15 protein-coding genes and 2 pseudogenes are annotated in these 19,880 nt (G+C 72.8%); 13 read left to right on the top strand and 4 right to left on the bottom strand.

The features are described 5' to 3' along the window. Positions 1 to 35: 35 nt before the first annotated feature. On the bottom strand, positions 36 to 800 hold the full coding sequence (locus KIF24_RS30695) for a prepilin peptidase (protein ID WP_221087629.1): 765 nt from the start codon (positions 798 to 800) through the stop codon (positions 36 to 38). Positions 801 to 1,442: 642 nt separating this feature from the next. Here KIF24_RS30695 and KIF24_RS30690 point away from each other — a divergent pair. From KIF24_RS30690 to KIF24_RS30635, 12 genes and pseudogenes are all read left to right on the top strand, one after another. Continuing rightward, on the top strand, positions 1,443 to 2,009 hold the full coding sequence (locus KIF24_RS30690) for a hypothetical protein (RefSeq protein ID WP_221087005.1): 567 nt from the start codon (positions 1,443 to 1,445) through the stop codon (positions 2,007 to 2,009). A 110-nt stretch (positions 2,010 to 2,119) separates the two neighbouring features. After that, the gene (locus tag KIF24_RS30685; protein ID WP_221087628.1) at positions 2,120 to 3,010 is read left to right on the top strand and encodes a hypothetical protein; all 891 of its coding nucleotides are present in this window, start codon (positions 2,120 to 2,122) and stop codon (positions 3,008 to 3,010) included. A 58-nt stretch (positions 3,011 to 3,068) separates the two neighbouring features. Further along, positions 3,069 to 3,728 carry an SAF domain-containing protein gene (locus KIF24_RS30680; RefSeq protein ID WP_221087004.1) on the top strand — a complete coding sequence of 220 codons (660 nt, stop codon included), beginning with the start codon at positions 3,069 to 3,071 and terminating at the stop codon, positions 3,726 to 3,728. A 2-nt stretch (positions 3,729 to 3,730) separates the two neighbouring features. Next, positions 3,731 to 4,531 (top strand): P-loop NTPase family protein, encoded by an 801-nt coding sequence (locus KIF24_RS30675; RefSeq protein ID WP_221087003.1) that lies wholly within the window; start codon positions 3,731 to 3,733, stop codon positions 4,529 to 4,531. Further along, entirely contained in the window at positions 4,521 to 6,053 is a 1,533-nt protein-coding gene (locus KIF24_RS30670) for a CpaF family protein (protein WP_221087002.1), read from the top strand. Before KIF24_RS30675 ends, KIF24_RS30670 begins: the two co-directional genes overlap by 11 nt. 4 nt (positions 6,054 to 6,057) lie before the next feature. Next, positions 6,058 to 6,960, top strand: a complete 903-nt coding sequence (locus KIF24_RS30665; protein WP_221087001.1) for a type II secretion system F family protein — start codon at positions 6,058 to 6,060, stop codon at positions 6,958 to 6,960. Continuing rightward, positions 6,957 to 7,819: pseudogene (locus KIF24_RS30660) on the top strand (type II secretion system F family protein). Before KIF24_RS30665 ends, KIF24_RS30660 begins: the two are co-directional and overlap by 4 nt. Positions 7,820 to 7,846: 27 nt before the next feature. Next, positions 7,847 to 8,074 (top strand): hypothetical protein, encoded by a 228-nt coding sequence (locus tag KIF24_RS30655; RefSeq protein WP_221087000.1) that lies wholly within the window; start codon positions 7,847 to 7,849, stop codon positions 8,072 to 8,074. Positions 8,075 to 8,077: 3 nt separating this feature from the next. Then, positions 8,078 to 8,521, top strand: a complete 444-nt coding sequence (locus tag KIF24_RS30650; protein ID WP_221086999.1) for a TadE/TadG family type IV pilus assembly protein — start codon at positions 8,078 to 8,080, stop codon at positions 8,519 to 8,521. Further along, the gene (locus KIF24_RS30645; RefSeq protein WP_221086998.1) at positions 8,506 to 8,970 is read left to right on the top strand and encodes a TadE/TadG family type IV pilus assembly protein; all 465 of its coding nucleotides are present in this window, start codon (positions 8,506 to 8,508) and stop codon (positions 8,968 to 8,970) included. Before KIF24_RS30650 ends, KIF24_RS30645 begins: the two co-directional genes overlap by 16 nt. Then, positions 8,967 to 9,392: a pilus assembly protein TadG-related protein gene (locus KIF24_RS30640; RefSeq protein ID WP_221086997.1), complete on the top strand. Its 426-nt coding sequence runs from the start codon at positions 8,967 to 8,969 to the stop codon at positions 9,390 to 9,392. The genes KIF24_RS30645 and KIF24_RS30640 overlap by 4 nt, the downstream gene beginning before the upstream one ends. A gap of 16 nt (positions 9,393 to 9,408) precedes the next feature. Beyond that, positions 9,409 to 10,512: a LysM peptidoglycan-binding domain-containing protein gene (locus KIF24_RS30635; RefSeq protein ID WP_221086996.1), complete on the top strand. Its 1,104-nt coding sequence runs from the start codon at positions 9,409 to 9,411 to the stop codon at positions 10,510 to 10,512. 559 nt (positions 10,513 to 11,071) lie between these two features. Here the strand turns inward: KIF24_RS30635 and KIF24_RS30630 are convergent. Beyond that, positions 11,072 to 11,923 carry a Rieske 2Fe-2S domain-containing protein gene (locus KIF24_RS30630; RefSeq protein WP_221086995.1) on the bottom strand — a complete coding sequence of 284 codons (852 nt, stop codon included), beginning with the start codon at positions 11,921 to 11,923 and terminating at the stop codon, positions 11,072 to 11,074. Between the two features lie 86 nt (positions 11,924 to 12,009). Between KIF24_RS30630 and KIF24_RS30625 the strand changes: the two are divergent. Further along, positions 12,010 to 12,773, top strand: a pseudogene (locus KIF24_RS30625) (crotonase/enoyl-CoA hydratase family protein). Between the two features lie 21 nt (positions 12,774 to 12,794). Here the strand turns inward: KIF24_RS30625 and KIF24_RS30620 are convergent. Further along, positions 12,795 to 16,817: a galactose-binding domain-containing protein gene (locus KIF24_RS30620; RefSeq protein WP_331461330.1), complete on the bottom strand. Its 4,023-nt coding sequence runs from the start codon at positions 16,815 to 16,817 to the stop codon at positions 12,795 to 12,797. Between the two features lie 89 nt (positions 16,818 to 16,906). Beyond that, positions 16,907 to 19,768 carry a discoidin domain-containing protein gene (locus KIF24_RS30615; protein WP_221086994.1) on the bottom strand — a complete coding sequence of 954 codons (2,862 nt, stop codon included), beginning with the start codon at positions 19,766 to 19,768 and terminating at the stop codon, positions 16,907 to 16,909. Positions 19,769 to 19,880: the final 112 nt, after the last annotated feature.

Raw genomic sequence — 19,880 nt, 5'->3', positions numbered from 1 at the left:
GGTCCCTGCGGCCTACCCTTTCCCCGCCGGTCTGCTCACCACACCAGCAGCAGCGCGCCGAGGGCGCCGAGCACCAGGTACGGCCCGAACGGCAGGTGGCTCGACAAGCGGGCCCGGCGACTGACCAGCAGGCCCAGGGCGACCACGCCGGACAGCGTCAGCGCCAGCAGCAGCCCGAGCACGGGCACGCTCCAGCCGTACCAGCCGAGCAGGGCACCCGTGCTCAGCGCGAGCTTGGCGTCGCCGATGCCGAAGCCGCGCGCCCCGAGCAGCAGGGTGGTGGCCGCGAAGAAGAGCGCCAGCCCGAGCCCGGTGGCGGTGGCCCGCAGGAACGGCGCCGCTCCGGCGCCGGCCAGCGCGGCCGATCCGAGCAGCAACCAGGTGCCGGCGGCGGCCGGCCAGGTGAGCCGGTCGGGCAGCCGGTGCACGGCGAGGTCGACGAAGAGCAGCGGCACCACGAACGCCAGCCACCAGGCGGCGGCGATCAGCTCGACGGCGGACGGGCGGGCCAGCAGCAGCGCCACCGCAGCCGCCACCGTGGCCAGCTCGACGGTGGCCGGCGGCGCGCCGACCCGGCCGCCGCAGCCGCCGCAGCGGGCGGCCGGGCCGAGCGCCGGCCATGGGCGGTCCAGGCCGATCGGCGTGTCACAGGCGTCACAGCGGGTCCGGCGATCGCTTCCCGGGGGTACGGCGTGCCGGGCGACGGCACACCGCAGCAGTGGGACGAGGGTCAGCACGGCCAGGGCACGGCGCCACGATCCGTCGGCCGCCGGGGTCTCCGCCGGCCGCGGATCGCCCACCACGGCGCGGTCGGGCAGCCGCCCCGGGACGGATGGCCGGCTCACGTCGGCGGCCCCACCGCGAGCACCACCACGGACGGTAGTGTGTCCGGTCGGCTCGGGTGGCGGGCCGAACGTCCTGCAAGGGCTTCCGTCCCGCCGGCCGAACGCCGACCGGAATGCGCCGAACGGGCAGATGGAATTCCCACCGAACGCAATTTAGGCCCAGCCGGTACCCGTTTTGCGGGGGACGGATCGGACCCATTGCCATTTCCCACCCCATGGCGGCCCGGCGCCGGAAAGCCCGTTCCGTGGCCACGACGACCGCTCGGCCCGCCCCGCCGGCCCGTTGCCCGCACCGACTCGGCCGGCGCTCGAAACCCCGCGGCAGCCATGCAGTACCACCACCTTTCATAACCCAGAGTGTTCGATTGAATTGCCTCTGTTGTATCGGCTGGCGTCAGCCTATGCTCGCCCCTTGGATGTGACGCAACCCACGTCCGGAGCCCACGACCCGCCGAGGCAGTGCATTTGTAGAAGATCCATAAACGTAAATGCGGCTGCGCGTCCGACAGGACCGGAGACACCCGTCCGGCCGGGCTGCCGCACGCCCGCAAACGCCGGCGACCGCGTTCGCCGGGCGGCACCGAGGAGGGCACGAGGGTGCGAGCACGGCAGCTGAGCCGCTGGGCGGCCGGCCTGGTCGCGGCGGCCACGGTCGGCACGACCACCGCCTGCGGCGGCGCGCAGGAGGCGTCCACCACCACAGCACCCGAACGGGACAGACCCGCCGGTAGCCAACGGGCGACCGAGCAGGCAGCGGCGGAGAAGGCGGCGCTGGCGGCCTACGCCGGCTACCTCGCGGCGTCGCGTACGGCCAGCCGGCGCAGCGATCCGCAGGAGCCGGAGCTGACCCGGTTCCTCGCCGACCCGCTGTTGACCCGGGTCCGGCTGAGCCTGCGGCAGGCCCGCGAGCACGGCGCCGTCAGCACCGGCAAGCTGCGCTCCGACCCCACCGTGGTCGCCGTGGACCTGGACGCCGAACCGCCCACGGTGGAGATCCAGGACTGCCTCGACGCCACCGGCTACCGGCTGGTCTACCTCGCCAACGAGCGGGTGGTGCCCGGCACCCGAGGCTCCCGCCACCTGGCCACCGCCGTCGTCACCCGCTACCCCGACGGCCGCTGGTTGATCAGCGCCGGCGCCGCCCACCAGGACCAGCCGTGCTGACCGCAACCACGGCGCGGAGCCACCGGAACGGCCGGCTCCCGCGCGTCCGCAACGCGGCCGACCGCCGTCACGGCCGAGACCGTCGGCGGGCCGCAGGTGCCCGCCGGGCCCTGCTCGGCAGCGCCGTGGCGCTGCTGCTGGCGACCGGCCCGGCGCTGCCCGCGACCGCCGCCGACCCGGGCGCCGAGTGTCCACCGGCGCAGCCCAACTGCAGCGTCTGGGACGACGACCCCGGCACGCCCGGCGGCGGGGGCGACGGTGGCGACAACGGCGGCGGCGACAACGGCGGCAGTGGGGGCGGGGGCGGCTGCCAGTGGAACGGGCGCACCATCCCCTGCTACGACGACGTGCTCGGCTGGTTCGACAACAGCAACGGCTGCTACTACAAGCTCGCCGAGCCACAGCAGGAGGCGCCCGAGGGCCAGCAGTGGTACGTGCGCAGCTGCGTCGACGGCGCGCTCGGCGACGAGCGCGTCGTGCCGCTGGACGAACCGCCACCGGGCTTCGGTGCCCCGCCGGACCCGGAGGAGTTGGCCCGCCGGGCGTTCGCCTCGATCACCCTGCTGGCGCCCCGGGCCGCGGTCGCCCCGCGCAAGTCCGTCGGCCCCGGGCTGGTCGGTCTGCCCGTCTGGATGTGGGCCAGCCGGGGCGACAACTACTTCGGCCCGCTGAGCGCCTCCGCCTCGGACCGGGGCCTGACCGTCACGATCCGGGCCGAGGTCGACCGGGCCGTCTGGGACATGGGCAACGGCGACCAGGTCACCTGCACCGGCCCCGGCACCCCGTACCACCCCGACGGCCCGTACGCCGGCCGGCCCTCACCGGACTGCGGCTACCGCAACGGCTACCTCCAGGCCGGAACGTACCGGGTCCAGGCGACCACGTACTGGTCCGTGACGTGGACCGGCACGGGCGGTGAGAACGGGAACATTCCCGGCGTCACCCGCACCACCGGCACCGTCGAGATCCAGATCAACGAGCTTCAGGTGGTGACCCGGTGAGCGCGAGGAGTGAGCCGGTCCTGCGAGCCCCGCAGTCGCGAACGAAAGGTCGGAACCGGTGAGCGTGGCGACCCGCAACGGAAACCCCCCGGTGGACGCACCGGTCGCGCCGCCCCGGGTCGTCCGGCAACGCCGGGTCCGCCCCGGCCTGCTCGGCCTCGCCGTCCTGCTGATCGCCCTCGGCGGGCTCGGCTCGGCGTTCGCGGTCACCTCGGTCCGCGCGACCGGCAGCTACCTGGCGGTGGCCCGGACGGTCGAGGTCGGCAGCGTGGTCGGCGCCGACGACCTGGTCTCGGTGCAGGTGGCCGGCGGGCAGGGACTCGACCCGGTGCCGGCCGGCCGGCTCGCCGACGTGATCGGCATGCGAGCCGCCGTCGCGCTCACCCCCGGAACGCTGTTGACCATGGCGCAGCTCACCGACGACCCCCTGCTCGGCCCGGGGCAGCAGCAGCTCGCCCTCGGGCTGCGGGCGGCCCAGGTGCCCGCCCCGAAGCTGCGCCCCGGCGACCAGGTGCTGCTGGTCAGCACCCCGAGCAGCGACGACAGTGGCCCGGCCTCCGGTGCCACCCGGTTCACCGCGACCGTCACCGACGCCGTCTCCACCGACGGCCGCGACGAGGTCGTCGTCTATCTGGCGCTGGCCGTCCGGGACGTGCCATCCGTGGTCGCGCTGGCCGCGCAGGACCGGATCGCGGTCGTGCTGACCAAGGTGGCCTGAGCATGGCGATCATCGCGCTGGTGTCGGCCAAGGGCTCGCCGGGGGTCACCACCACCGCGCTGGCCTGCGCGCTGAGCTGGCACCGGCGGCTGATCCTCGCCGAGTGCGACCCGGCCGGCGGCTCGGTCCTCGCCGGCTATCTCGGCGGCGCGCTCGACGGCCCGCGGGGCATCGGCGAACTGGCCGTCGGCGAGCTGCGCGACGGCAACCTGGAGAGCGCGTTCTGGTCGCAGCTGGTCGACCTGGACGCGCCGCGCCGCGAGCGGCTCCTGCTGCCCGGGGTGACCGATCCCGCCCAGGCGGGCAGCATCACCCCGCTGTGGCAGCGGTTCGCCGACTTCTTCACCGGGCTGGAACGCGGCGATCCACCGTACGACGTGATCGTCGACTGTGGACGCCTGCACGTCACCGGCCCGCCCTGGCCGTTGCTGCGGGCCGCCTCGGTGGTGCTGGTGGTGACCCGGGCGCAGCTGCCCGACCTGTCCGGCACCCGCGCCCTGCTCCGGGCCGTCGAGCGCGACTTCGCCGAGCACCGGGTGCCACCGGGCACGCTACGACTGCTGCTGGTCGGTGCCGGGCACGGCAAGAGCGAGATCAGCAAGGCCCTCCAGCTGCCGGTGGTCGCCCGGCTGCCGCACGACCCGCGTACCGCCGGGGTGCTGAGCCTGGGCGGCACCGTGCGGGCCGGGCGGCCGTTGCTGCGCGCGGCCCGCGGCCTGGAGGTGCCGATCGGCGCGCTGCTGGAACGGCGACGGGCCCGACTGGCGTGGCCCGTGTCCCAGGGGGTGCCGGATGCGATTTGAACCGGTCTCGTCGGATCCGCGCCGCCCCCCACCGGGCGCCACCTCCACGGCCCCGCCACTGCCTTCCGTCAACGGCCGGCACCACCCTCCACAGGTGCCGGTGCCCGTGGTGGCGGCGCCACCGGCGGCACCGCCCCGGCCACGGGTGGACTTCCAGGTGGTGCGCGAGCTGCGCCGGCAGCTGAGCGAACGGCTCACCCACTGGCAGCGTGGCCGGGAGTTCAGCGTTGACGAGGAGGACACCGAGCGGGCCCGGCTCGCGGTCGAACTGGTCGCCGAGTACGCCGACTCGGTGCGCCGGGCTGGTACCCCGATGGCCGCCGGCGAGGAACGACTGCTGCTCGACCAGGTCACCGCCGAGCTGGCCGGTCTCGGCCGGCTCCAGACGCTGCTCGTCGACGACACCATCGAGGAGGTGCACATCCTCGGCTGTGACCAGGTGCGCATCACCCGGCACGGCGGTGGCGTCGACTGGGTCGAGGCCATCGCCGACAGCGACGACGAGCTGGTGGAGATCCTCCAGGCGGCGGCCCGCCGGGCCGGCGCGACGGAACGCTCGCTGTCCACCTCGAAACCCACCCTCGACCTGCAACTGCCCGACGGCAGCCGACTGGCTGCGGTGTTCCTGGTCAGCCACCGCCCGTACGCGGTGATCCGCAAGCACAACACCCTCGACGTGACCCTGGACGACCTGGCCGGCACCCGGGGCGACCTGGACGAGATGGTCGACCCGCTGCTGCGGGACTTCCTGCGGGCTTCGATGCGGGCCGGGCTGAACATCATGGTCGCCGGGCTGGCCGGTGCCGGTAAGACCACCGTGATCCGGGCGCTGATGAGCGAGATCCCGCCGGACGAGCCGTACGTGCTGCTGGAGGAGAGCCGGGAGCTGCTGCCGGCCCGGCGGGGCGACCGGCACCGGGCGGTGATGAGCTTCGAGTCCCGCGAGGGACACGGCGAGCGCGGACCGGACGGCCGCCCGGCCGGCGAGGTGAGCATCGCCGACCTGATCCCGGTGTCGCTGCGGATGGGCGTGCTGCGGATCATCGTCGGTGAGGTGCGGTCCCGGGAGATCGTGCCGATGCTCCAGGCGATGACCACCAGCCGCGGGTCGATGTGCACCATCCACGCGCGTACCCCGGCCGGGGTCAGCGAGCGGATCATCGAGCTGGCGCTGGCGCACGGCCGGGAGATGACGGTCGACCAGGCACGCCGGATGGCCGGTAACGCGCTCGATCTCATCGTCTACGTCAACGTCGACGACGAGACCGGCATCGGTGGACGCAAGCACCGTTTCGTCTCGCACGTCGAGGAGGTGCTGGGCGTCGGCGAGGGCAGCCGGATCATCACCACACAGGTCTTCGGCCCCGGCCCGGACGGCCGGGCGATCCCCCGGCACCTGCCCGAACGGATCCGGGACCAGCTGTTGCGGGTGGGCTACGACGCCCGGTTGCTGAGCCGCTGGATCGAGGCCGGCCAGGGCGCCTGGCGCCGTCCCCGGCAGACCCGACTCGGTCGGCGGTGAGGCGGTGGGTACGAACATCGAGCTGATCGCCGTGGTCTCCGGGGCGGCCTGCGTGGCCGGCCTGGTGCTGGTGGTCGTCGCGCTGGTCGGCACCCGCCGCCCGCCCGGCCCGGCACCCGGCGCCGGCCCCGGGCTCGGCCGGCTCTGGCGCGGCTCCGGCAGCACCGAGCGCGAGCAGCGGGCGCACCAGGCGCTGCTGCTCGGTGCGGTGGTCGCCGGCGCGGTTGCCTTCCTGCTGACCGGCCTGCCCGTGGTGGGTGTGCTGGTCGCGGTGGCGGTGCCCGGCACCCCGTGGCTGTTCTCGGTCGGCCGGGCCGAGCAGCGGGCGATCGCCCGGATCGAGGCAGTCGGCGAGTGGACCCGCCGGCTCAAGGACGTCTCCGCCACCGGTCAGGGGCTCCAGCAGGCGATCATCGGCACGGTCACCACCGCACCGGAGCAGATCGAGGAGGAGGTACGCCTGCTGGCCGCCCGCCTCCAGGCCGGTTGGGTGGCCCGGTCGGCCCTGCTGGCCTTCGCCGACGAGATCGGTGACCCGGTCGGCGACCAGGTGGTCGCGGCGCTCATCCTGCACCTGAGCGACCGGGGTGAGCGGCTCGGCGACGTGCTGGGCTCGATCGCCTCGGCCGCCGCCGCCGAGGTGGCGACCCGGCGGGAGATCGAGGCCAAGCGCACCCAGCCCCGGTTCGCGGTCCGCTTCCTCACCGGGATGACGCTGGCCACCATCGCGTACGGGCTGCTGAACCGCGAGTACGTCCAGCCGTACGACACGCCGTTCGGGCAGGTGGTGATGGCGGTACTCGGTGCCGCCTTCGTGGGCCTGCTGGCCTGGGTGCGCTCGATGAGCCAGCCGCCCCGGCCGGCCCGCTTCCTGCCGGCTCCCGACCCCCGCGAGGTGGTCGCGTGAACACCTTTCTCACCCTCGCCGTCGTCGCCGGGGCCGTGGTCGGGTTGGGCGTGTTCCTGGTGGTCCGCGAGCTGGTGCCGGCAACCCCCGCGCTCGGCCCGGCGTTGCGCCGGCTGCACCAGCCACCGGGAGCAACCGGGCCGGCCCGGCCGGCCGGCGCCTGGAGTGGCTGACCGGGCTGGCCCGCTGGCTGCACCCGCCGCACCGGCAACTGGCACTGCTCGACCGGACGCCCGAGCAGTACGCGCTCTCCCTGCTGCTGTCGGCCCTGATCGGGCTGTCCGCACCGGCTCTGCTCGGCGTCACGCTGCTCGCTGTCGGCATCTCGCTGCCGCTGACCGTACCGGTCCTGGGCAGTCTCGGTCTGTCGCTGCTCTGTGCGTTGGTGGCGCACCGTGCGGTGCTGGCCAGGGCCGACGTCGCACGGGACGAGTTCCGGCAGGCGGTCTGCACCTATCTGGACCTGGTCGCGTTGCAGTTGTCCGCGGCGCACGGTCCGGTGCAGTCGCTGGAGCGGGCGGCGGCCATCTGCGAGGGCTGGGTCTTCGACCGGATCTCGGAGGCGCTGCGGATGGCCCAGATGCAGATGCACTCGCCCTGGGACGAGCTGCGCGACCTCGCCGACCGGATCGGCATCCCGGAACTGGGTGACGTGGGCGCGATCATGCGCTCCTCCGGCAGTGAGGGCGCGCAGGTCCACGAGACCCTGCGCAGCCGGGCCGACTCGCTGCGCGACCAGATCCGCACCGACAACCTCGCCCGGGCGGAGGGGGTGACCAGCCGCCTCGACATTCCCGGTGCGCTGCTGGTCTTCGTCCTGCTCGGCTTCGCCATCTACCCGTTCCTGGCCCGTCTCTGAGACCGACCCCCGAGTTAAGGAGTACCGATGTCCGTCCTCACACACATGCAGGGCGCGCTGGGAGCGCGGCTGCACGTCGCGCTGCGCACGCGGCTCGCCGAGTTGCGCGGTGATCGCGGCGACAGCCCCGTACCGACCGCTGTGATCATCTTCGGCCTGGTGGCGGTGGCGATGGCGGTGACCGCCGCCGCCCTCGGCGCGGCCAACGACTGGATGGACAACATCCCGACCCACCAGGACCCCGTGGCCGACTGACCCATGCGCCGTCACCTCTCCGCCGGCTGGTGCCGGGTGGTCGCCGCCACCCGGCGCCTCCGGCTGCCCGGCGACGGAGAGCGGGGCGGCAACCCGGTCGAGTTGGCGGTGGCGCTACCGGCGGTCCTGGTGATGCTGTTCGCCTCCATCCAGGTCGCCGTCGTGTTCGTCGCCCGGTCGACCGCGCTCAACGCGGCGCAGAGCGCCGTCAACGCCCAGCGGCTCCACCAGGCCCCGCCGGGGACCGGCGAGGACCGGGCCGTCAAGTTCCTGCAGGCCGCCGGGGACTGGCTGGTCGACTGGGACGACCCGGGCCCGAGTTGCACCGTCACCGCCACCGACGTGACCTGCACGGTGACCGGTAGGTCCCTCTCGGTGGTGCCGGGCGTCAGCTTCTCCGTCCGGCAGACGGCACACGGAACGGTGGAACGATGGACCGCACCATGAGCCGCGGCTCGGTCTCGATCGAGGTGGCGGTGCTGGCGCCGGCCTTCGTGGCACTGATGGTGCTGGCGGGGGTCGCGGGACGCACCGCGGTGGCCAGTGAGGCGTTGGAGGCCGCCGCCCATGACGCGGCCCGCGCCGCGTCGATCTCCCGGGACGCCCCCACCGCCCGCCGGGAGGCCCGGGACGCGGCCCGCAACCAGCTCGACTGGCGCGGAGTGTCCTGCTCCGGCAACCCTGAAGTGATCTTCCGCGGCTCGGTCAACGGTCGGTCCACCACCTTCAACGCGGCTTTTCGCAGCCGGGCCGGCCAGGACGCGACGGTCACCGTCGAGATCGCCTGCTCCGTCTCCTACGACGACATCGAGTTGCCGGCGTTGAAGATGCCGGGCGGCAGCCGGATCACCGCGTCGTTCACCTCGCCGCTGGACCGCTACCGGAGCCGGGGATGACGGCCGGAGGCGGCGACGCCGGGCGGGTGAGCATTTTCCTCGCCGTGGCCATGGTCGGCGTGCTCGCCGTCATCGGCATGGCCTTCGACGGCGCGGGGCAGCTCCGCACGCTGCAGCGCGCCGAGAACCTGGCCGCCGAGGCGGCCCGCGCGGGCGGCCAGGCCATCGACCGGGCGACCGCGATCGAGGGCGGGCCCAAGCAGATCAACCAGCCGCAGGCCCGCCGGGCCGTCCGGGATTATCTCGCCGCCGCCGGCGCCAGCAGTCACACGGTGAGTTTCCCGGTGGTCGACGGCGAAACCCACATCCGGGTACGCGTCTCGGTCACCTACGACCGGGCCATGCTCGGTCTCTTCGGCCTCTCCGACTCCGTCACCGTCTCCGGCGAGGCGACCGCGCGGGCGCTCACCGGCGCCCTCTAAGGGAAGGAAGGTAGCCATGGCCGCATCGGGTGGTACCGCCGTCGTACGGCGGGCCGGTCGGGTGCTGACCGGGTTCGGTGCGCTGGTCGTACTGATCGGTCTGCTGGCCGGCGGACCTGTCGCGTTGCTGGCCTTCGCCGGCAACCCGCTCCCCGACCACGTACCCACGCTGGCGGAGATCGGCACCACGCTGACCAGCCGCGACGACGGGCAGCTATTCCTGCGTACGCTGGCGGTCGCCGGCTGGTTCGGCTGGGCCACCTTCGCCCTCTCCGTCCTGGTGGAACTAGGTGCGCAGTCGGCGCGCCGGCCGGCCCCCCGGCTACCCGGGATGGGCCGCCAGCAGCGGGCCGCCGCCGCACTGGTCGGGTCGGTCGCGCTGATCCTCGCCGCCAGTCCGGCCGCCACGGCCGCCACCACGACCTTCGCCGGCCCGACGTATCGGCCCCCGCCCACGGCGAGCGTGACGCTCGTACCGGCGACGGCGCCCGCGTTGGCGGGGCCCACGGACACGCCGGCCGACACGCCGGTGTACAAGGTGGCCAAGGGCGACTACCTCGGTGGGGTCGCCGACCGGTACCTCGACGACTTCGACGACTACCGGAAGCTGGCCGCGCTCAACGAGCTGCGCGATCCGGACCGGATCCAGCCCGGCCAGTTGATCAAGTTGCCGGCCCGGGCGCAGGACCAGGGCTCCCGCCCGCACGCCACCGGCCGCCTGGTCGCACCGAAGCCTCGGCCGACACCCGGGCCGACCGCACCGGAGCGGGCCGAGGACAAGCGCCCGACCCCGGCGAAGCCGGGCGCCACGCCCGACAGCGCGGTGGACCAGCCCGGCGGCGCGGGGCAGCCGGACGGCGCGGGGCAGCCGGACGGCGCGGCGCCGGAGGGCCATCCTCCGGTCGTGACCGTGGGTGCGGCCCGGGCCGGCGAGCCCGACCGGGTGAACCGGCCGCTCGCCGTCTCCGCGGTGCTGGCCGTGGCCGGCATCGTCGGTGCGCAGATCGGCGCGGTCCTGGGCATGCGCCGCCGGCCGGTGGCGGCACGCGCCGGTACGCGAAAGCACCCACCGACCAGCCTGCCCCGCGAGCTACCAGCGGGCCGACATCGCAAGGATTGACGGTGAGCACACCGCCCGGCCGGAGCACGGGGCGTGGCCGACTCCCCCGGCGGCAGACAACCGCGGTGCGGTCCCTGTCGAGCTGAGAGCACAGACGGGGTCACTTCGCCGACCGCTCCCACGACCCGACTCAGGCAAGCTGGGCTTCCCGTCAACAGGGCTGCCGGGAGTCGGGGGCCGGGGCACGCCGGGGATCAGGAACCGGCAACCAGGAACCGGACACCGCGTGACGAGCGACGAGCACAGAGCCAGGAGCCACGGGCGACGAGCCACGAGCGACGAGCCACGAGCGACGAGCACAGCGCCAGGAGCCAGGAGCCACGGGCGACGGGCACCGCGCGACGGGCACCGCGCGACGGATGCCAGGCGACGGGCGGCACGCGATCGATGACGGGTGACAGGCGACCGGGGCGTGACAGCACAAACGGTTCAGCTCGACGGGGCGCGAGCTAGTAGTTCCGCCCCGGCGGGTGGCCCAACATCCGTCGACCACGTCGCCGCCGTAGGCGTATTTCCCCCACGGTCGGCCTCGTTCCCCACGGCCGGCAGCCGAACCGGGTCAGGGCAAGCGGGTCTCCAGCGTGCCATCGACGATCCGGGTGGGCAGGATCTGCTGGTCGTTCGAGGACGGCCCGTGCACCACCTCGCCACCGTTGAGGCGGAACGTGCTGCCGTGCCACGGGCACACCACGCACGCGTGGCCATCGACCTCGCGCACCTCGCCCTCACCGAGTGGGCCGCTCTGGTGCGGGCAGCGCTCCAGCATGACGGTGACATCGTCGCCGTGCCGGTAGAGGATCAGCGAGACGTCGTCCACCTCGCGGGTGACCAACTCCCGTTGTGGCAGCGTGGCCAGCTCGGCGAGCGAGTGCCAGCCGTCGCTGATCAGGTGCAGGTCGGAGACGCTCACGTTCACCTGTGCACCCTGCTTGTAGGCCAGGTGCCCGCCGAGGTAGGCCCCGGCGCCGACGGCGCCGAGGCCGAGCCAGCCCAGGGCACGACCGAGACCGTGCCGGCCGGACAGGCGAGCGGCCAGCGAGCCGCCGTACAGTGCCAGCCCGACGGTGTTCGACGCGGCGTGCACCAGGCCGATCCGGCGCTGATCGCGGGCGAGCGCCGCCCAGTCGTTGAGCCCGGCGACCGCCGCCGGCACCGCGCTCAGTGTCCCGACCGCGGTGAGTGTGGTGGCGGCCCGTCGCTGGCCGGGCATCAGGTCGAGCACGGCCGCGCTCATCCAGGCACCGACCGGCACCTGCACCATGGCCGGGTGCAGCGGATGGCCCAGCCAGACCCCGTGCAGCAGGTCCCGGACCCGTTGCCCGCGGAGGGTGCCCTGCACCACAGCTTGCAGCCGGTCGCCGAACCGGTCCAGGCCGGCAGCTTGCTCGATCTTCGTCAGGAACGCTCGCACGGTTACCGACTTCCCGCCGTACCCGGTCGCAAACCGGTCGCCCGTGACGAATCGCCGGGCGGGCTCCGGCAGGGCATGCTGGTGGGATGGCGGTACGGGTGGCCCGTGACGGGCCGGTGACCACGGTGATCCTGGACCGGCCGGCGGCCCGCAATGCGATCGACGGGCCGACCGCGCGGGCGCTGGCCGACGCGTTCCGCTCGTTCGACGCCGATCCGGACGCCTCGGTGGCGGTGCTCTGGGGAGCCGGTGGCACGTTCTGCGCGGGCGCCGACCTGAAGGCGATCGGCACGCCCAGCGGCAACCGGGTCGAGGCCGACGGCGACGGCCCGATGGGACCGACCCGGATGGTCCTCGGCAAACCGGTGATCGCCGCGATCTCCGGCTACGCGGTGGCCGGCGGGTTGGAGCTGGCGATCTGGTGCGACCTGCGGATCGCGGAATCCGACGCGGTGCTCGGGGTGTTCTGCCGGCGCTGGGGGGTGCCCCTGATCGACGGTGGGACGGTACGGCTGCCCCGGCTGATCGGCGAGAGCCGGGCGATGGACCTGATTCTCACCGGACGCCCGGTGCCGGCCGAGGAGGCGTACGCGATGGGGTTGGTCAACCGGCTGGTCGGCCCGGGTGAGGCGCGGACGGCGGCCGAGCAGCTGGCCGCCGAGATCGCCCGCCACCCCCAGACCTGTCTGCGCAACGACCGCGCCTCGGTGCTGGCCGCCGCCACCCAACCCGAGCCCGACGCCCTGGCCACCGAGCTCGCCTACGGCCTGCACTCCTCGCCACCGACGCGGCGGCCGGCGCCGCCCGCTTCAGCGCGGGCGCCGGCCGCCACGGCCTCCCCGCCACCTGAGCGTGGCGGGAAGGCTGGTGGTCAGTTGCGGGTGATGGTGAAGGTGGAGGTGGTGTTGCGGATGTCCTGGTGATTGTTGGTCAACCGCAGGTTGTTGAAGGTGACCGAGCCGACGGCGGGGCCCTGGCCTGCCTCGGGCATCTCGTTGACCCAGATCCCGAAGCCCGACTTGGCGTCGAAGGCGTCACCGCTGCGCTGTGCGCCGGAGATCGACACGTTGGTGAAAACCGTGTCGGTGATCGGGTTCTCCGGCTGACTGCCGGTGTACTTGGTCTGGAACATGATGCCCGAGTAGGTCGGGTCCACGATGTCCACGTCGGTGACGCGGATGCCGCGGAACTCCTTCGACGCGGAGAACACCCAGATCGCCGGGAAGGTCTGCGCGCCCCAGAAATGGCCGCCGGACCGGATCAGCGAGATGTTCTCGAAGCGGGTCGGCGGGCTGGCCCCGAACCCGATGAACGGGTAGCCGAAGTCCAGCGAGCTGATCGTGATGCCGGAATATGTCAACTGGTCGGCGATGTAGAGGTTGCGGAACACGTTGTCGTAGCCGCCGTACACCGCGATCCCGGCCGCCCGCCAGGTCAGCGTGGCGGTCAGGTTCTCGAACACGTTGCCGTGGTTGCCGGTGGACGCGCCCTGATCGGTGGCGGAGAAGAGCGCGAACGCGTCGTCACCGTTGGACCGGCCCTCCGAGTTGCTGACCAGGTTGTCGGTGCTGCCGTTGGTCAGGTTCACCGCGTCGGCGAAGGTGTTCCGGAACCGGCTGTTCGTGATCTCCAATCCGCTGACGCTGACGCCCCAGTACGCGCACACCGTGTGCTCGACCCAGACGTTGTCCAGGGTGAGGTTGTCGACGTCCTTCAACTCGCCCCAGACCTTGCCCGGCCCGTCCTGCCGGACGGTGTAGTTGCCGAAGAAGGCGAGGTGTTCGAAGGAGGAGCCGCTGGCACTGGGCTCCACCCGGAAGCCGGCGTCGGTGTTCTGCTGCGACGCCGGGGTGGCGAACCGGGTGAACCACATGCCCGCGCCGACCACCTTGACCGGCTTGCCGTACACCTGGAACTTCTGGGCGGTCTCGTACATCCCGGCCGGCAGGTAGACGCCGACCAGGTTGCCGGTGGTGTCCATCCGGACCGCGTCCAGGGCACTCTGCACGTCGGCATGGCTGAACCCGTTGGGCACCCGGTACCGGGCCGGATCCGGGTTCTCCCGCGGTGCCACCTGCTCCAGGTTGATGAAGTCGATGGCGTACGTGGTGGTGTTCGCCGGATCCTTCTGCAGGCGGATCCGGCTGCCCGCCGGGATGGTCGAGTTCAGCAGCACGTTCGCCTCGTCGTAGAGATGCCGGGGCGGCCCGGCACTCGGCGAGTCGCTCGGGCTGGCCTCCGCGCCGTACAGCCAGATGTGCTTGGAGGTGAGGCTGATCGGCTTGTGCAGCACGCCGTTGACGTAGATGTTCAGCGTCGAGTTGATCCCGCCGCCGTTCGGGGCGTCCGGGATGGAGAAGCGGGTGACCAGGGCGTTGGCCGGCGCCTTGGTGGTCCACTCGACGTACGCGCCGGTGGTGTTGAGGGTCACCGCCCGCCGCCCGGACGCCTCACCGGCCAGGTCGCCGATGGTCCGGTTCGGCCCGACCACCTGCGCGCCGCCGCCGACCGAGCCCTCCTCGGCCTCGTACATGTCGTACGGCAGGTTGGCGCCGCGACCCACGAACAGCGGTCGTTCGCTGGTGTTGTTGGCCCGCTTCACCGGCAACTCGTTGGCATCGGCGGCGAGCACCACCCGGATGGTGTAACGGCCGTTGGCCGCCGTCCAGGTGCCCAGGTTGACCGGGCCGGCGGTGGCACCGGCACCGATGGTCCCGCTGTACGAGCCGGTGAGCGTGCGTACCGCGGTGCCGGAGTCGTCGAGCACGGTCAGCGTGACGCCGTGCGCACCGCCCGCCGAGGCGATCGTGCCCTGGTTGCGCAGGGTCACCGCGAAGCTGACCGTGGCACCCGTGCTCGGCGTGCCCGGTGACCAGGTCACCGCCGAGGCGACCAGATCCGAGCTGGCCACCGGGCTCACCACCAGCGGGCTGGGGTTGGACCGGCTGTTGTTGGACTCGTCCTGCTCGATGACGGTGTTCGCCGGGTCGACCGTGGCACTGAGCTGGTAGCTGCCGGCGTCCCGGGCGCTGACCGTGGTCGACACGGTGCTCGACGCGCCGGCCGCCAGGGCACCGACGTTGGCCTGGCCGACCTTCGTACCGTCCAGGGCGAGGTCGACCGTGGTCGCACCGGAGCCCAGCGTGCCGGCGTTGCGCACGGTGGCGGAGAGGGTGAGCTGGTCGGTCTCCACCGGCGCGGCGGGGGCGAAGGTCACGTTGGTGACGGTGAGGTCCGGGTTCGGCGCCGGGGTGCCGAGCACCTGGAGTTCGGCGACCTGCCCGTTGGACGACCCGCTGTTGGCGGTGAACTGGAGCCGGACCTCGGCGGCCGTCGCCGACACCGGAATGGTCACCGTGTTGCTGCTCGCCGGGCTGAACGAGTAGTTCGCCGAGCCGACCACGGTGCTGAACCCGGCGGCCGACTGCTCCCGACCGAGCACCGAGAAGGTCTGGGTACGCGGACCCCAGGCCGGGTCGGGGTTCAGTTTCACCACGACCGCGCTGAGGCTCGCGTTGGCGCCGAGCGCGACGGTCAGCGTGCTCGGGTACGCCCCCGGCGCACCCTCCCAGTAGGTGGTGACGTCGTCGTCGACGGCGTTGGCCGCGGCGAAGACGTGCACCATCGAGGAGGCGGTGGCCGGCTTGCCGGCGGCGAGGTTGGTGCCCCCGGGAGTGCTGCCGGTGCGGGTCACCGTGTTGCTGTTGGCGGAGACGTTGCCGGCGGCGTCCTTCGCCCGGACGAAGTACGAGACCGTCGCGCTCGCCGGCTGCGTGTCCAGGTACGTCAAGGTCGAACCAGACACGCTGGCCCGCAACGACCCGTTGGCGTACACCTCGTAACCGGTCACCCCGACGTTGTCCGTCGACGCGGACCAGGTCAACCGGATCTGCCCACTCCCCGGCTCGGTGAACGCCAGGCTCGTCGGTGCCGACGGTGCCTGGGTGTCGCCGCCGCCGGCCGGGCCGTACACCTCCAGTTCGGCGAGCTGCGCGGCCGGCCAGGCGGTGTTCGCGGTGACCAGCAGCCGGACGTGGCGGGTGCTGGCCGCGCCGGCGGTGATGGTCACCGTGTTGTTGCCCGCCGGGCTGAAGGTGTACCCGGCCGAGGCGACGAGGGTGCTGAAGCTCGACCCGTTGGTGCTGCCCTGCACGGTCAGCGTCTGGGTACGCGAGCCCCAGCCGCCGGGCAGCTTCAGCACCAGCCGGTCGACGTTGACCGTGGCGCCCAGGTCCACCTGGATCCACTGCGGGAAGGCGTTGTTGGCGCTCTCCCAGTAGCTGCTCTGGTTGCCGTCGTTGGCGTTGCCGGCGACGTAGACGTCGGAGTGGCCGCTGGCCGACATGCTCCGGCCGGCCGCCAGGTTGGTCGACGAACTGGCAGCGCCGTACACCTCCAGTTCGGCCAGCTGGGCGGCCGGCCAGCCGGTGTTCGCGGTAATCGCGATGCGGACGAACCGGGTGGTGGTGGCCGGGAAGTCGAGGGTGACGGTGTTGCCGCCGCCGGGGCTGAAGGTCCGGCCCGCCGAGCTGACGATCGTGTCGAAGCCACTGCCGCTCGTGCTGCCCTGCACCGACAGCGTCTGGGTGCGGGCCTCCCATCCGGCCGGCAGCTTCAGCTTGACCTGGTCGATGGGCTGACCGGAGCCGAGGTCGACCTGGACCCACTGCGGGAGGGCGCCGCTGCTCTCCCAGTAGGTCGCGGCGTTGCCGTCGGTGACGTTGGCTGCGGCGTACGGTCCGTTGACGCTGCTGGCGGTGGTGGTGCGACCGGCCGCGAGGTTGGGGCCGCCGGCCGCGAGGGCCGGGGTGCGGGCGCCGCGGTCAGGGCGAGGCCGACCGTGGCGAGCGCGGCGGTCAACCGGGTACGGAATCTGGACATGGGAGATCGACACCTTCTTCCGGGACGTGGAGAGGCGTTACGGGGGTTGCGCTCTTGCGACGTGGGTGGGCCCCGCTTCGGCGGACGGGACCCACCCACGGGTCAGGAGGTGTGCACCTCGAACTCGGCGAGCTGGGCCGCCGGCCAGCCGGTGTTGCCGGTGACGTCGAGTCGCAGGAACCGGCGTTCGCCGGCCGGCAGGTCGATGGAGACGGTGTTACCGGTGGCCGGGTTGAAGGTGCGACCCACCGAACCGGCGAGGGTGGTCCAGGAGTTGCCGTCGGTCGAGCCGAGGACCGACAGCGTCTGGGTGCGGGTCTGCCACGCCGACGACGGTGGCAGCTTCAGCACGACCCGACCGACCTGCCGGGCGCTGCCCAGGTCGACAGTGAGGGTCTGCGGGAAGGCGTTGTTGGCGCTCTCCCAGTACGTGCCCGGGTTGCCGTCCACCGCGTTGGTGGCCACGTACACGTCGGCGTGGCTGGTGGCGGCGACCGGTCGGCCCAGCGCCAGGTTCCCGGCCGGTGGTGGGGTGGTCGTCGGCGGCGGGGTGGTGCCGCCGTACACCTCGAACTCGGCGACCTGGGCGGCGGGCCAGCCGGTGTTGCCGGTGATGCTCAGCCGGAGGTACCGGCGTTCACCGTCGGGCAGGTTGATCGACGCGCTGTTGCCGTTGGCCGGGTTGAAGGTGCGCCCGGCCGAGCCTGCGAGGGTGGCCCAGGAGTTGCCGTCGATGGAGCCGAGCACCGACAGCGTCTGGGTCCGCGTCTCCCAACCGGCCGGCAGTTTCAGCACCACCCGGTCGACGGATCGGGCGCTGCCCAGGTCGACGGTGAGGGTCTGCGGGAAGGCGCTGTTGGCGCTCTCCCAGTAGGTGCCCGCGTTGCCGTCGACGGCGTTCCCCGCGACATAGCTCTGGTTGTGGCTGGACGCGACGACCGGCCTGCCCTGCGCCAGGTTTCCACCGGCCGGCGGCGGCGTGGTGGGCGGTGGAGTGGTCGGTGGCGGGGTGGTCGGTGGCGGGGTGGTCGGCGGCGGCGTGGTGGGCGGCGGGCTGGTCGGGCCGCCGCCCCACTGCGGCTCCGGCCACGGGCCGCAGTACGGGTTGGCGGTGTACCAGCCGGAGTTCCCGGCACCCTGGGTGATCTGGAACCCGCTGCCCACACAGTTGTGGATCGGGTTTGTCTGCGCGATGCCGGTGGCCCGCACGTTGGTGAAGGACACCTGGCTCGGCGCCTGCACCTGGAGGGCGTACGTGCCCGCGCCGTCGATGCGTACGTTGGTGAAGCTGATCCCGCTGGTGGCGCCCTCGATCCAGTGCAGCGCCGCATAGGAGCTGTCCAGGATGTCGGTGTCGCTGACCACGATCGACGCGCCCTGGATCGGCTCGTTCAGCGCGGAGAACCAGATCGCGCCGACGCCGAACTGCCAGTTGTAGTCGGAGTTGCCGTTGCGGATCAGGGTGTTGCGGGCGACGGTGATGGTGCCGGCGACGGTGGTCGGCCCGTTCACGCCGGTGTACCGGTTGGCCACGTGGATGCCGCCGCCGTTGGTGACCGAGTCGGCCGTCACGTTGTCGGTGATCCGGATGTCCCGCCCGCCGTAGGTGACCAGGTGGTTGGCGAGGAGGGTCACCCCGATGGTGTTGTGGGTGAACGAGTTCCCGACGTTCGGCACGGTGTCCGCCCACATGGCGAGGGCGTCGTCGCCGGTGTTGCGGACGAAGGTGTTGGTGACCGTGGAGTTGGTGACGCCCCAGTGGAAGTTCACCCCGTCCGCGGTCTGGTCCAGGATCCGGCTGTTGCGGATGGTGAAGTTGTCCATCGGGCCGTCCATCCAGGCACCGACCTTGGTGTGCTGCATCCAGACGTTGTCCACCACGGAGTCCGACATCGCTCCGCCGATGGCGTTGACCTGGTCGTCGTCGATCCGTTCCCGGATGTCGCCGATGATGGCGAAGTCCCGCAGCAGCACGTTGCGGCTGGGTCCGCCGGCCTCGTGCGGGCGGATCCCACCCCGGTAGCCGCCGCCGTTGACGTACTTGCCGTAGATGCCGGCGGCCCGCTTACGGTCGGTGGGGTGCCGGCCGCCGAGCACCGAATGCCAGGGACCGGCACCGCGCAGGGTCACCCCGTCGACCACCACATGGTCCCAGAGGGTGAAGGTGCCCGGCGGGATCCACACCGCTCGGCCCTGGGCCCGGCCGGCGTCCACGGCGGCCTGGAACCGGCCGGTGGAGTCGGTGACGCCGGTCGGGTCGGCACCGAAGTCGGTCACCACGTCGAGCACGTTCGCCGGCTTGGCGATCGGCGCGGCGACCAGCTCGAAGTCGGCCAGGTCGATGGTGAAGGTCGGCGACTGGGCGGTCGAGGAGACCTGGAGCCGGATCTTCGCACCGGCCGGGTAGGTGGTGCCGAAAAGCGTCCGCGTCTCGTCGTAGAAGTGGTGCGGGTTGGTGTCGCCCGGGTTGTTGTTGAACGGGTAGCCGCCGTAGTACCAGCCGTACTTCGAGGTCACCGGCACCGCCTTGACCAGGGTGCCGTTGGCCCGCAGGTCGATGCTGGCGTCCCGGCCGGTGCCGGCGGCGTTGTCCGGGATGCTGTAGCGGAACGTCACCGCGTTCGCCGGGGCGGTGAGCGTGAACTCGACGTATTCCCCGACCGCGTCGAGGGTGACCGCCTCCCGGCCGCTGGCCTCGGACGGCAGGGTGCCGTAGCGCCGGTCCGGGCCGATCCGGGTGCCGTTGTGCGCGGCGCTCTCGGCCTCGTGCTCGATGAACGGGACGGTGGCGCCCCGGCCGGCGATGTCGAACGGTGAGAGCCCGGCGGCCTGCGCCGGGGTCGCGGTGGTGGTGAGGGCGACGACCGAGATCGAGGCGGCGGCGAGGGCGGTGCCGGTGAGGGCGGCGAGCGCCGTACGGATCCGGTTTCTGGGCGGCTGGTGCGGGGCGGTGTGGTCGGCCATGAGCAGGCTCCCTTTTTCTCAGGTGGCCAGGTCCCCCGTGGATGCGGCTTGCCGGTTGTGCGGATACCTCCTCGTCCGAAGCGGCTGGCGGGATGGGTCGGCGGCCTTTGGC

The sequence above is a fragment of the Micromonospora tarapacensis genome (assembly GCF_019697375.1).
Lineage (GTDB): Bacteria > Actinomycetota > Actinomycetes > Mycobacteriales > Micromonosporaceae > Micromonospora > Micromonospora tarapacensis.
Note: the sequence above shows the minus strand (reverse complement) of the source record. Positions and strands in the feature narration are given on the sequence as shown.